This window comes from Candidatus Margulisiibacteriota bacterium (genome assembly GCA_031268855.1).
Taxonomy (GTDB): Bacteria; Margulisbacteria; Termititenacia; order Termititenacales; family Termititenacaceae; genus Termititenax.
The window spans coordinates 1-12,899 of record JAIRWS010000077.1 but is presented as its reverse complement, the minus strand read 5'-3'; the positions used below and the strand labels follow the sequence as shown (position 1 = coordinate 12,899).

General features: G+C 52.9%; 13 protein-coding genes. 6 read left to right on the top strand and 7 right to left on the bottom strand.

The features are described 5' to 3' along the window. Positions 1-1,281 carry a hypothetical protein gene (locus LBJ25_04785; protein ID MDR1453270.1) on the bottom strand — a complete coding sequence of 427 codons (1,281 nt, stop codon included), beginning with the start codon at positions 1,279-1,281 and terminating at the stop codon, positions 1-3. Positions 1,282-1,298: 17 nt separating this feature from the next. Beyond that, entirely contained in the window at positions 1,299-2,540 is a 1,242-nt protein-coding gene (locus tag LBJ25_04780; protein ID MDR1453269.1) for a hypothetical protein, read from the bottom strand. 111 nt (positions 2,541-2,651) lie between these two features. Here LBJ25_04780 and purH point away from each other — a divergent pair, with 111 nt between their 5' ends. Beyond that, entirely contained in the window at positions 2,652-4,130 is a 1,479-nt protein-coding gene (gene purH / locus LBJ25_04775; GenBank protein ID MDR1453268.1) for a bifunctional phosphoribosylaminoimidazolecarboxamide formyltransferase/IMP cyclohydrolase, read from the top strand. Then, positions 4,131-5,042, top strand: coding sequence for a quinolinate synthase NadA (gene nadA / locus LBJ25_04770; GenBank protein ID MDR1453267.1), 912 nt, complete (start codon positions 4,131-4,133; stop codon positions 5,040-5,042). 419 nt (positions 5,043-5,461) lie between these two features. On the opposite strand, the gene LBJ25_04765 is transcribed toward nadA, so the two are convergent. Next, the gene (locus LBJ25_04765) at positions 5,462-6,340 is read right to left on the bottom strand and encodes a hypothetical protein (GenBank protein MDR1453266.1); all 879 of its coding nucleotides are present in this window, start codon (positions 6,338-6,340) and stop codon (positions 5,462-5,464) included. A gap of 83 nt (positions 6,341-6,423) precedes the next feature. On the opposite strand from LBJ25_04765, the gene LBJ25_04760 reads away from it, so the two are divergent. Continuing rightward, positions 6,424-6,678 carry a helix-turn-helix domain-containing protein gene (locus LBJ25_04760; protein ID MDR1453265.1) on the top strand — a complete coding sequence of 85 codons (255 nt, stop codon included), beginning with the start codon at positions 6,424-6,426 and terminating at the stop codon, positions 6,676-6,678. Between the two features lie 12 nt (positions 6,679-6,690). Here the strand turns inward: LBJ25_04760 and LBJ25_04755 are convergent, their stop codons facing one another. Next, on the bottom strand, positions 6,691-8,043 hold the full coding sequence (locus LBJ25_04755) for an MATE family efflux transporter (GenBank protein ID MDR1453264.1): 1,353 nt from the start codon (positions 8,041-8,043) through the stop codon (positions 6,691-6,693). A gap of 48 nt (positions 8,044-8,091) precedes the next feature. On the opposite strand from LBJ25_04755, the gene LBJ25_04750 reads away from it, so the two are divergent. After that, positions 8,092-9,039, top strand: a complete 948-nt coding sequence (locus LBJ25_04750; protein MDR1453263.1) for a threonylcarbamoyl-AMP synthase — start codon at positions 8,092-8,094, stop codon at positions 9,037-9,039. Positions 9,040-9,044: 5 nt separating this feature from the next. On the opposite strand, the gene LBJ25_04745 is transcribed toward LBJ25_04750, so the two are convergent. Further along, positions 9,045-9,563, bottom strand: a complete 519-nt coding sequence (locus tag LBJ25_04745) for a peptidyl-prolyl cis-trans isomerase (GenBank protein ID MDR1453262.1) — start codon at positions 9,561-9,563, stop codon at positions 9,045-9,047. Positions 9,564-9,671: 108 nt separating this feature from the next. Further along, positions 9,672-10,574 (bottom strand): glycosyltransferase, encoded by a 903-nt coding sequence (locus LBJ25_04740; protein ID MDR1453261.1) that lies wholly within the window; start codon positions 10,572-10,574, stop codon positions 9,672-9,674. Positions 10,575-10,605: 31 nt separating this feature from the next. On the opposite strand from LBJ25_04740, the gene LBJ25_04735 reads away from it, so the two are divergent. Then, the gene (locus LBJ25_04735) at positions 10,606-11,487 is read left to right on the top strand and encodes a glycosyltransferase (protein ID MDR1453260.1); all 882 of its coding nucleotides are present in this window, start codon (positions 10,606-10,608) and stop codon (positions 11,485-11,487) included. Here LBJ25_04735 and LBJ25_04730 read toward each other — a convergent pair. Next, positions 11,414-12,454 (bottom strand): glycosyltransferase, encoded by a 1,041-nt coding sequence (locus LBJ25_04730; GenBank protein MDR1453259.1) that lies wholly within the window; start codon positions 12,452-12,454, stop codon positions 11,414-11,416. The two genes, LBJ25_04735 and LBJ25_04730, sit on opposite strands and share 74 nt — an antisense overlap. Before the next feature lie 28 nt (positions 12,455-12,482). On the opposite strand from LBJ25_04730, the gene tadA reads away from it, so the two are divergent. Next, the coding region (tadA, locus tag LBJ25_04725; protein ID MDR1453258.1) for a tRNA adenosine(34) deaminase TadA at positions 12,483-12,899 on the top strand (417 nt) is incomplete at its 3' end.

Sequence of the window (12,899 nt, the reverse complement as noted above, 5' to 3'; positions counted from 1 at the left end):
TTAGTAAATTATTTTGGAGACCCGGCGTTCCGAGCCGAGCATTTCGTGAATTGTCTCGATGAGATCTTTTTCCACCGTGGTTAATTCCACTTCTTTCAAGCCCAGCAGATATTCTAGATTGTTCAAGGTTTCCCGCACGGTCAATTCTTTGAAAGTTTCCGTGTCGCTCTGCTGGATAAAACACGGCACGTAACGCGGCGCCAGCGTGTTATTCAGCAATTGGCTGGCCACGCCTAAACTGGAGCCGGCCGGGATATGCGCCTGCGCGCCGATCCTGGCAAAGTCGCCGCAGATCAACCCTAAGCGTTTTTCGTCGGATTCCACTTCTGCGCCGGGCAGATAAAATGTCGGCTCTTTGTTGAAAGGGTTGAGCAGGTCTTGATTGAAAGTCTGCGGTTCGATATTTACACAATCGGCCAGATACGCCGACTGCAAATAATTATAATCCAAACAAGAATAGCCATGCAGGATAGAGTTGCTGACTGTCGAGTTTTTGATCTGGCAATTCGGCCCGATAGACGAACCAGCGAGTATTTGCGAATTGCCGATGACCGAATATTTGCCGATGTAAACCGGCCCTTCGATATAAGTGTTGGGTTTAATAACGCAGTGTTCGCCGAGATAGATGGGGCCTTTTTCACAATTTAAGGTTACGCCGGGCAGAACACGCGTTTCGCTGCCAACGTAGAGCTTATATTCGTCCAGCACGGACGCGTTGATGTCGATCTGGCCTTTGACTATGCCCAGCGGCACCAGAGCTTTAAAATCCAGCGCGATTTGTTCGGCGCAGGCGTTAAGGATATCCCACGGATACTCGACCAGTTTTTCCTTGCCGTGCAGTATCTCCGCGCGGTTGCGGAAAGTGTTGATGATCTTGTGCGAAGAAATCGCGTCGTCCAGAATGTCGCGCAGTTCATATAGATTATTGGTGTTGAGATAACCGGCCAGCACTTCGTTGTTTTGGTTGATGAATAACCGGTCTGTACCGTCGAGCAAAAGATTTTCTTTGAGTTTTTCGCCGGCCAGCAGACGGCCGTTGATAATCAGGCAGCCAAGGCCGGTGTTGAGATTATTGATGCTGATGCCGGTATGATTCTGCTTGACAATGTTTTTCAGATGTTCGCGGCAATGCAGAGAAATATTGGCTTCGGGGAACACCCGCGCGATTTTGGCCACGAGCGGCGAGGCCCCGCAGATCAAATCATAAACCGGCCGCATGTGTGTCAACGGCAGGAAATTGCTGTATTTCTCGTCCTCAAAAATAAAAATATTATTGATCATTTTTTGCTCCGTCCGGCTTATTTAATTTTGAGTAGTTTACGTTCTTTCGCGCTGTTTTGCCAGACTTGTCGATAAATTTTTTCCTGTTCTTTGCCTAATTCAAAACCGCGCCGCGCCATAACGATTTTAGCGGTTTGGATCGCCTCATCCGGCTGATGCTCGGCGGGCGGAGAACTGGTGTCATTCCAGACAAAAGACGGCAAATATTTCGGCTGAAAACCCGCGCCGTAAATATTATTGAAACAACCGATCACCGCGCCGCCGGCGAGCAGGGTTTTAATGCCGGTCTTGGTGTGATCGCCGAGGCAGCAGCCGACGAATTGCAAACCGGAATCTATTTCGCGGTCGGGGCTAATTTGGATTTTGACCGGATGATAATTATTCTTAAGGTCGCTGTTTTCCGTGCCGGCGCCTAAGTTTACCCATTCGCCGAGATAGGAGTGTCCCAAAAATCCGTCATGCTGTTTGTTGGTGCAGCTGAGCAGGGTGGAATTTTCCACTTCACCGCCGACTTTGCAGACCGGCCCGATGACCGTGCCGCCATAAATTTTGGCCGCGGCCTTGATGAGCGTTTTTTCACCGATGTAAACCGGCCCCATAATGACCGCATTGGGCAGAATTTCCGCGTGGTCAGCGATGTATATCGAGCCGCCGCTGGCGTCCAAAACGACGCCGGGCTTCAAGACCACGTTGTGTCCGACAAAGATATTTTGCGAATTGACTATTTGCGCGCGCGCCGCGCTGGAAAGATACTGGCCGAGCTGCCCGCTACGCTGCGCGTCGGCGTTGATATCTGCGCTGCTGCCGGCCAGAATATCCCAAAAATAATTGGCGATCGGCAGGCTGGATTTAGTTTCGGCAGGCTGATAGGCGCGGAAAGTTTTTAGGCTGAAGACCGGCGGCAGGATAAATTTTTTCATGGTTCTGGCGTCAAGTTTGGCGAGCAGCGGCACGTCATTGTAGGAAAGCAGGAAGTTTTTGCCGCTGGTTTTGAGCGGCGCGCTGGCCAGCAGCCGCCCGTTGATAAAAAGGGTGTCCTCGGCGCGCAATTCATTGACCGGATATTTGTCCTGTAATTTCATCCACGGCTGCAATTCTTTGCGGCAGTGCAGGATTATTTGAGCGGGGCCTTCCGGCAAATGGGTTAATATTTTCTCAAGCAGGGTTTTGAGGCCGGAGCGTAGCAGATAGGCCGGACGAGTATAAGTTAAGGGCAGTAAATTAACATAGCCTTTATCTTCAAATATGCAAATCTGCATGATTTGAATTATAACATAAATAGAAGGGCTTTATCCGCGGAGATTTTGGGGTTCAAGGACAGCCGTCCGCCAGCATGATATAATTTTCCCCTAAAAATTTCAGGAGGTTTTATGCGCGCGCTGGTTTCGGTTTCTGATAAAACAGGTATTGTGGAGTTTTGTCGGGGGCTGGCCGTGCTGGGCTGTGAGATCGTTTCGACCGGCGGCACCGCCAGGGTTCTCAAAGAAAACGGCGTTCCGACGCTCGATATTTCGGAAGTGACCGGCTTTCCTGAAATGCTGGACGGGCGCGTAAAAACGCTGCATCCCAAAATCCACGGCGGCCTGCTAGCTCTGCGCGACAATCCCGAGCATGCGGCCGTTTGCCAGAAACACGGCATTGCTTTTATTGATCTGGTCGTGGTCAATCTTTATCCTTTTGAGCAGACTGTCGCCAAACCGGACGCCGCGCTGGCTGAAGCTGTTGAAAATATTGACATCGGCGGGCCGTCGATGCTGCGTTCGGCAGCCAAAAATTACCGCGCGGTCACGGTTATTACTGATCCCCAAGATTACGCGCCGGTGCTGGCGGAGTTGCGTAAAAATAAAACCGTGCCGCTGGAGATCCGGGAATATCTGGCCGTGAAAGTTTTTGAACGCACGGCGGCTTATGACAAAGCGATCAGCGATTATCTGAACAAAGCTCTGCTGCATAAAACGCCGAACGTTACACAGACGCTGCGCTACGGCGAAAACCCGCATCAAAACGCCGTGTACATCGGCAAGCCTTACACGCAGCTGCACGGCAAGGAATTGTCTTTCAATAATATTATCGACATCGACGCCGCGCAGAATATCGTCGCGGATTTTGCCGAGCCGGCCGCGGTGATCGTCAAACACACTAATCCCTGCGGCGCGGCGGTCGGAGCCACGCCGGAAGAAGCTTACGACAAAGCGCTGGCCGGCGATCCAGTCTCGGCTTTTGGCGGCATAGTCGGCGTCAATCGTCCCGTGTCCGCGGCGCTGGCCGAGCGCGTGGCCAAACTTTTTGTCGAAGTGGTGGTCGCGCCGGATTTCACGCCGGAAGCGCTGGCCAAACTGCGGGAAAAGAAAAATATCCGTTTGATCAAAACGGATTTTACTTACAGCGGCCCCGATGTCAAAAGGACAAACCACGGCTATCTGGTGCAGGACCGCGACAGGATGCTGACGACGGAAAAAGACCTGCGGCTGCAGACCAAAACAGCTCCGCAGGATTTGCGGAATTTATTGTTTGCCTGGAAAATCTGCCGGCAGGTGAAATCTAACGCTATCGTGCTGGCCAAAGACGGCGCGGTGATCGGTGTGGGCGCGGGGCAGATGTCGCGCATTGACGCGCTGGACTGCGCGGTCAAAAAAGCCCGCGAGCACAATGCGGCAAAACTGGCGGGCTGTCTGCTGGCTTCCGACGCGTTTTTCCCGTTCCGCGATGTGGTGGACAGCGCGGCTCAGGCCGGCGTGCGGGAGATCATTCAACCGGGCGGCTCGGTGCGTGACGCGGAGTCTATCGCGGCCTGTGACGAGCACGGCCTGGCTATGGTCTTTACCGGCCGTCGGCATTTCAAGCATTAAATGACCGAGCTTGCCGCGCGCATCCAGCGCTTGAAAAAGGAAAAAAACGCGCTGATCCTGGCGCATGTTTATACTCCGCCGGAGATACAGGATGTTGCGGATTTTGTGGGCGACAGTCTGGGCTTGAGCCGCAAATCCGCGGACGCTTCCGTAACGCAGGATAAAATAATTTTTTGCGGCGTATATTTTATGGCCGAGACTGCCGCGCTGCTCTCCCCGCAAAAAAAAGTTTTTATTCCCGAGCCTAACGCTGGTTGCCCAATGGCGGACATGGCCACCGCGGCTGAAGCGCTCAAACTCCAGGCCGAACATCCCGGCGCGGCAGTCGTTACTTATGTGAACAGCACCGCGGCGGTCAAAGCCGTGTCGGATATTTGCGTTACTTCGGCCAACGCGGTGGAGATCGTCAGAAAACTGCCGCAGCGGGAAATAATTTTTGTGCCGGACAGATCACTGGGCGCGTATGTTGCCGCGCAGGTTCCCGGCAAAGAAATAATTTTGTGGCCGGGTTTTTGTCCGACGCATCACCGTATCCTGGCGGAGTTTTTGGCGCGGGTCAAAGCCGCGCATCCGCGAGCGCTTGTCCTCGCGCATCCTGAGAATAACCAAAATATTCTCGACCGCGCGGACTTTATCGGCTCTACCGGACAGATGCAAAAATACGCGGCGGCCTCTCCCGCGGCGGAGTTTATCGTCGCCAGCGAAAATGGTTTGCTGCATCGTCTGCGGACGGACAATCCGGCGAAAAAATTTTATCCTGTCACGCCGCTGGCGGTTTGTCCCAACATGAAAAAGAACACGCTGGAAAAACTGTTGAATGTTCTGGAAAACGAAGTGAATTTAGTGACCGTCGACGCGGCTGTGGCGGACAAAGCGCGTCTGGCGATACAGAGAATGCTGGAGTTAACTTGAGCTTTATTTCTGCGTTTCCGCGCGGCAAATATCTTTATCTAAAGCGCCTTTGTTTCCCTGTCGAGGCTGGCGACAATTTTTGCCATTCAATCAGCGTTCAGCGTCGCCATGTCTGCTGACGCAGATGCCCCTCTGACACCCCACCGGCAGCTTCGCTGCCACCTCCCCTTGTAAAATGGGAGGAAACTAACAGGATTAGGATTTGAATTTGAATTTGAATTATCTCCCCTTGTTTAAGAGGAGATGTCCAAAATTTGCTTTGGCAAATTTTAGACAGAGGGGTGTTTCACGGAGTGAAACATGGTGAAATACGCGATGATGATGGCGCCGGTCACTTCGCCAGCGTATCCGCAGGATACTCCGCTCCCTAGCGGGCTTACAGTCACCGACCGAAGCTTGATTTTGCGGAACGAAAATTTTTAGCTTATTTTCATTATATAAATCACTGTATAAAAGGCCGGTACTACGTCAAAAGCCTGTCCACCGCCAGTAGCGGTTTGATCATAACTATGCCCGGCATTAAGTGTAAGTATTGGATGGCAATTAGTAATACTAGCAACACCTTTTCCCGAACTATTCATCATATAAGAGCTATATTCAGAACCGAAAACGCCGCTGACATCGTGTGCGGGAGAATCCGGCGGATTGACATTGGTCGGAGGAGATATTATCGCATCATAAAACCTAACACGGCCTGTATGTGTATCATGGGTGTGCCTGTGACTGTGTGAAGGGATTTCGTTTATAGACAATATTTTCTTGCCATCGCCAGTAAGCGGGTCGCTCGCCGTCCCGCCGCGCAAAAACCGGCCGGTCAGATTTGGCGTGCCGCCTGAGCCGTCACAGACGCGCCATTTGCTCTGGAACGCCGCGTCGGCGTTTAGCCAGCTGGCCACCGCCATTGCCAGTATCGTGCCTCTAGGCAGAATATCCATGCCCTGTACGGCTTTATACACCTGCGCCTCGGTGGCAAATTTTGTGCCGTCATTGGCAGCGTCAGTTATTTTAGCCGCGCCTAATTTTGGCTCGGCCGTTGCGCCAAAAGTTTTAACACCGGTTATCGTTTCATTTTCGCTCTTATGCACGACATCATTACCGGAGCCGTTCAAAGCATCATGAACAGCTTTGGCCGAGGGATATTCGTCATCAGTGGACGCGCCGGACAGGCCGGTCACTTTATTCGCCACCTTCTCTCTGGTGTTCAAAGCAGCCGTCATGCCCGCCGCCGAAAGCTGCTCGCCTTTCTTAATAAAATACGGCGTCCCCTCAAATTTATCAGTGTAATTATCAGTAACCATAAATGTACCCCCTTTTTTTAATTTCCTTGTTTCTTTGCCAGCTGGCAAGTAAAACCAGTTATATTATAGCCTATGATTTATACATGTCAATTGGCAAGTATCCGCGTAAAGCCGAGCTTGGCTTGAAATATGATTCGAGCGATGTCGGCCTTTATCTAAAAAAGTTGCGTCTGGACAGGGATTTGAGTATTTATCAGCTGGCTTACCGGGCTGGACTGCGCGAGTCCGTTATCATGCGTATCGAAAAAGGCCAGCGCGAGCCGCGTCTCAATACTTTGCTCAAAATTGTTGAGGGACTGGGACTTACTCCTGCCCGTTTCTGGCGGATTTTCGATTAGCGCGGATACATCTCAGCGGGAACGGATAAAAGGAGCTTCTCTAAACGCTTTTGCCGACAAACTCACCGCCAGAATAAACGCGCAAAGATCCGCCGCCGGTACGCAAAGCTGGATGCCGATGACGCCGAAAAACCGCGCGAAAATTATTAAAAACGGCAATAAGAACAAACCCTGTCTGGATAGGGCTATCCAGGAAGCCGCTGTAGAGCGGCCGATAGTCTGCAAAAAAAGATTGTCGATAATTGTTTGTCCGGCCAGCGGCAGACTCAGAGCCTGCAGGCGCAAAGCCCAGGCGCCAACAGCGACCACTTCCGGATCGCCAGTGCGGAAAAGCGCGACGATCCACGGCGCCCACAATAAACAGATCAGGCTCAGCGCGGACAGTATGGCCAGAGTGAGTTTTACGCAAAAGCGCTGCGCCTGCCGGACACGCTCGTACAGTCCGGCGCCGTAGTTGAAACCGCAGACCGGCTGCAGCCCTTGCCCGATGCCGATAATCGCCGCGGAGAGTGTCTGAATGATCCGCATGACTATAGAAATGCCGGCGATGACCGCGTCGCCAAACGCGCCAGCCGCGTGGTTGATCATGATCGTGGAGAGGCACAGCAGGGACTGGCGCAGCAAGGAAGGCAGTCCGCCGCGCCATAATTCCCGGTAGAGTCCCAGACCTGGCGCAAAATTGCGCGGCGATACCGGCACGTTGGTTTTCACGCCGTTGCTTAAAAACAACAGGATCAAAAAACTGATTATCTGGCTGAGCATAGTGGCCAGAGCCGCTCCGGATAATCCCCAGTTAAAACCAAAGATAAACAGGGGATCCAGCGCGACATTTAGCGCCGCGCCGCTGACCATGCCGATCATGCTCCAAAACGCATTGCCCTGAAAGCGCAGACAGTTATTGAGCATGAAAGCGCAGATCATGAACGGCGCCGCCAGCAGAATATAGCGCAGGTATTCCACTGTGCCGGACAGCAGCGCGGGCGTGGCGCCCAGCAGACGCGCCAGCGGCGTTAAAAAAATCAATCCCAGCGCGGCCAGACCCAGACCAAAAACAAACGCGGTAAAGAAACTGGTGGAAGCCATTTTGGCCGCGTCGCTGCCGCGCTGCGCGCCTAAAGCTCTGGCCAGATAATTGCCCGCGCCGTTGCCGAAGAAAAAACCGACGGCCTGAATGATCGCCATGAAAGGAAACGCCACGCCCAGCGCCGCGGTTGCTTCCGTGCCCAGCGAGCTGACAAAAAAAGTGTCAGCCATATTGTACAGCGCCGAAGTCAGCATGATGACCACGGTAGGCACGGCCAGACGGCAGACCAAACGCCCGACCGGCGCGGTGGTCATTTGCACATATTTAGCTGGCGGCGGCATGATCCGGCTATCATATCAAAAGACCAAAATTCGTGTTAAGGTAATTTTGTGGAAATAAAACGCGCGGCGGAGATTATCAAGAGCGGCGGAGTCGTCGCTTTTCCGACAGAGACGGTTTACGGTCTGGGCGCCAACGCTCTCGAAGCCCGGGCCGTGGCCAAAATTTTTGAGCTGAAACAGCGGCCGAGTTTTGATCCGCTGATCGTTCATATCGCTGACCCCGGACAGATTTTCGCCTACGTGGTGGACTCGCCATGCCTAATGCCGCTGCAGCGCACTTATGTGCAGTGGCTGACGGAAAAATTTTGGCCGGGGCCACTGACCATAGTTCTGCCGAAAAATACGCTGATCCCCGACATTGTCACCGCCGGACTATCGACAGTCGCTCTACGCATGCCGGATAATCCTATCGCGCTGGAATTGATCCGGCAGTCCGGCTGTCCGCTGGCCGCGCCGAGCGCCAATAAATTTGGCTGCCTGAGTCCGACCACCGCCGAACACGTCCGCAAGCAGCTGCCGTCGCTCGAGTGCGTGCTGGGCGGCGGCGCGGCCAGAGTCGGCATTGAGTCAACGGTGATCTCTTTGCAGGAAGACGGTTTTACGATCTTGCGGCAGGGCGTAATCACCAGAGAAGATTTAGAAAAAATCCTGCCGGCTTCCAGCCGCGCCGCCGCTGGTCTGCCGTCGCCCGGTTTATTGAAATCTCATTACAGTCCGGCCAAGCCGCTGTATTTTGCGGGACAAAAAGAAATAGACAAAACCCGCGCCGGCCTGATCTCTCTGCGCGGCGCGGACGCGGGCGGCTATAAACTGGCCGAGATACTTTCGCCAGCCGGTGATTTGCGCGAAGCCGCGGCAAATTTATTTGGCGCGCTGCACAAAATGGAAGACGCGGAGATCGACTGCATCGTGGCCGAGCCTGTGCCGGAAACGGGGATCGGTTTGGCGATCATGGATAGACTGCGTAAGGCTGCTTACCGCTGGCAGGCGCGGTAGATTTTTTACGGCGCTGGCTGTTCTACAGCCGCGGAAATAATCACAATATCTTCTTTGGGCACGTCTTGATGCTGGCCGAAATTGCCGCGCGGCACACTGACGATCTTATCCGTGACGTCCAGACCCGCGATGACTTTGCCAAATACGCAGTAGCCAAAGCCGCGCGGCGTGTCGTCGGTGTGATCGAGAAAAACATTGTCCGCCACATTAATAAAGAACTGCGCGGTCGCGCTGTCCACAACATTGGTACGCGCCATGGCGACAGTCCCGCGTGTATTGGACAAGCCGTTGCCCGCTTCGTTGACGATCGGGTCTTTGGTTTCTTTCTGCGTCAGACCAGAAACAAATCCACCGCCCTGGATCATGAAATTGGGAATTACGCGGTGAAAAATCGTACCGTCATAAAAACCCGCGTTGACATACGCCAGAAAATTTTGGACTGTTAGCGGCGCTTTGTCTGGATATAATTCGATCCGGATAACCCCCTCGCTGGTTTTCAGAGCAATCACTGGATTGACGGTCATAGTTTTTTCTCCTTCAGCAGAAAATAAAGTTGCGGCAATGACGCTTAGAATTAAAATGAACTTTTTCCCCATGAGGCTTATTATACAGGAAATTACGGATTAGGAAAGTCAAATTTTAATTTGCCGCCCCAGGGTCTGGAGAAAAGCAGGCGTGTAGTAATCAATAAAACCAGCGGCCGGCGTGAAAGTCATTTCGCCGAAGACCGGTCGGCCTTCGACTTCGTACCAGTCCACGCGCACAAAAGGAAAACCTTTGGCCAGCCGGCGGCACATTTTCTGCATTTGGGCAAACGATTTTGGTCGGGGCAGACCGCGGCTTTGGTAGCGTCCGGCCCGGGGATAAGCGTTCTTGACCAGACGCCAGCGGCTGTCATAAGTTTCGCGCAGATGGTCAACTTTGCGTTCATCGCGGTCCCAGCAGACGTAAATATATTTTGGCTCGCCGTGAAAACAAAAAAATTTGTAATCGATCAACGAGGCCGAGTGGCCGCTGTCTTCCCGCAACAATTTTTCGACAATGATTTTGGGTGGTATTTTTAAATAATGCGGCTCGGCGGTATCCACGCCAAAATATTTACGCCGGCCAAAATGCCGCAGAATTTTACCGCGCGTGATTTTAGTCTTGTCCGGCACGAGCAAAATATCGCCGCTGCCGTTATTGGCTTTGAGCGCAAAAGAGCGTGGCAGAGCCTGCAGGTCAATTTCTTGCGGCGTAGCATAGACCGCGTACAGTTTATTGAGCGCGCTTCCCAGCCCTTTACTTTGCACATACGCGCGGACTCTGTACTTGTCAGCCAGCTCCGGCCAGCGCGATGTGTTGGAGTAAAATTTCAGCCAGTGAATTTTTTCATTGAAATCGCGCGGCTTATCCCAGTTGATCCGGCGGCGAAATTTCCGGTAAAAAAGTTTTTCCGTATAAGCCTGCGGCTGACGTAGCCGGTAATTGAACTGGATTTTTTGAACTATTAAATACGAAAAAAGAACGCTGAGAAAGCCGCCAAGCCAAAACATACGCTAATTATAACATGATATACTGCACGGCATGATCGACGTCATCGTGCCGGTTTTCAACAATTACGAACTGACGCGCGGCTGTTTGGATTCTGTTTTACGCTGGACAACAGATACGCCGTACCGCTTAATTATTGTCGATGACAAAAGCACGGATAAAAAAACTCGCGCGTTAGAAAAAAATTATGCGCGAAAACACAAGCAAATAATTTTACTGGCGCAGAAAAAAAACCAGGGTTTTTTGCGCGCGGTCAACCACGGTATGCGGTATTCTAAAAATGATGTGGTGCTCCTCAATAACGACACGCTGGTCACCGCCGGCTGGCTGCGCAAACTGCGCGCGGCCGCTTACAGCCGGGTAAATATCGCGTCGGCTTCGGCCCTGTCCAATAACAGCACGATCACGACCGTGCCGGGTTATTTCCAGCACGGGCAAATTCCCGATTTTTTTACGCTCGACGAAATGGCGGCTTTCGTGGAAAAACATTCCTTAAAACTTTATCCGGAGATCCCGACGGCCATGGGATTTTGTCTGTACATCAAGCGCGCGGCTCTGCGGACGGTGGGCTATTACGATGAGATTTTTGACCGCGGCTTGTGCGAGGAAAATGACTGGTCGCTACGCGCCAGAGCCGCCGGCTGGACGCATGTCATGGACGACACGACTTACATCTGGCACAAAGGCCGCGGCTCGCTCGGCAAAAAATTAAAAACCCCGTACCGCGACCGCAATAAAAAAATTTTGCTGGAGCGTTATCCCGACTATGACCGGCAGATCAAGACTTACATCCGCCGCCGGACAAATTACCGGATCAACCGGCATTTAAAATGGGAATTATTTAAGCAGCGACTGGCACGGCTGCTGCTTGCTTTTGCAGAGGTATTACATGGTGGTCGTCGTAAGCGTAATTAAACCAGCAGTTCATATTGACGCGGAATTTATCGAGATTTTTAAATCCCAGTTTCAGCAAAAAAGCAAACGCGCTGTAATTGATCTGCGGCGCGAGATATTCGGCTTTTTTTAACTCGGCGAGCGCGTCTGACCGGCGGCCCAGCGCGGCCAGATGCAGAGCACAGCGCAGAATAATGTTGGCGTATTTTTGATTGCGCTCCGCCGCGAAATCAAACAGCAGGTCTTTATGCCGCTTGACCTGTTCCCAGGCGTTGCTGTAATCGGCCGGCGTAAACAGCGTGTTTTTCAGATTTTGAATATACGCGCGCGCCTGCGCGGTTTTGTCCTGACGGCTCCGGCTGGTCATATTGCCGGCGTATTCGCGGTAAAGGTACAAACGCTCCGGCACGCCGACGATATGAATATGCCGCGCCATTTTCAAGCCCATTGCGTAATCTTCCCAGAAACGCAGATCTGCATTGAACAGCCCCGCGGCCGACCAAATGTCTTTGCGGATCAGGCAGGGCTGGCCGCCGAAAGCCGTGCGGAACAAAATGTTTTTCTGGAGATAATAATTCTCCGTCAGCGTCAAAGACATCCGCTGCGGGCGGCCTGCCGCGTCGATGTGCAGGCGGTCGCAGACCACGCCGTTGGCCTGCGGATTTTGCGCCAGGGTTTTCAGCATTTTTTCCAGAGCGTCCGGCGTTAGCAGATCGTCGGCGTCAAGGCGGAAAATATACTCGCCCTGACAGCGCCGCAGGCCGATATTCAAGGCGCGCGCCAATTTTTGATTGGTTTTATTGTGCATGATCTGCGCGGCCGGAAATCTGGCGGCGTTGTTTTGCATAATCGCCAGCGTACCGTCGGTCGAGCAGTCGTCCACAAAGACGATTTCAAAATCCCGAAAAGTTTGGCCGGCCAGCGCGTCGAGCGTCAGCGGCAGATACGGCGCGGCGTTATAAGCGGGCAAAAGCACCGAGATTTTCATGCTAAAAGTTTATGCTATTATTTTGTAAATGCCAAATAATAAAGACGCCGAATATTTCATGCGCGAGGCTTTAAAGCAGGCGCGGAAGGCCTGGCAAAATGGAGACGTACCGGTCGGGGCGGTCATTGTCAAAAGCGGGCGCATTATCGCGCGCGGCTGGAATGAACGGGAGAAAAAACAGGATCCGTGCCAGCACGCGGAGATTGCGGCCATACGGCGTGCCGCGCGCGGCCTGGGCAGCTGGCGTTTGCTGGACTGCGCTCTCTACGTCACGCTGGAGCCCTGCGCGATGTGCGCTGGCGCGATAGCGCTGGCCAGAATACCGCGTGTGATCTACGCCGCCGCCGACCCTAAAGCTGGCGCCTGCGGCTCTGTGCTGAATATTCCAGCCGAAAAAAAATTAAATCACCGCCCGGAAGTGGTCGGCGGCGTGCTGGCGGCTGAA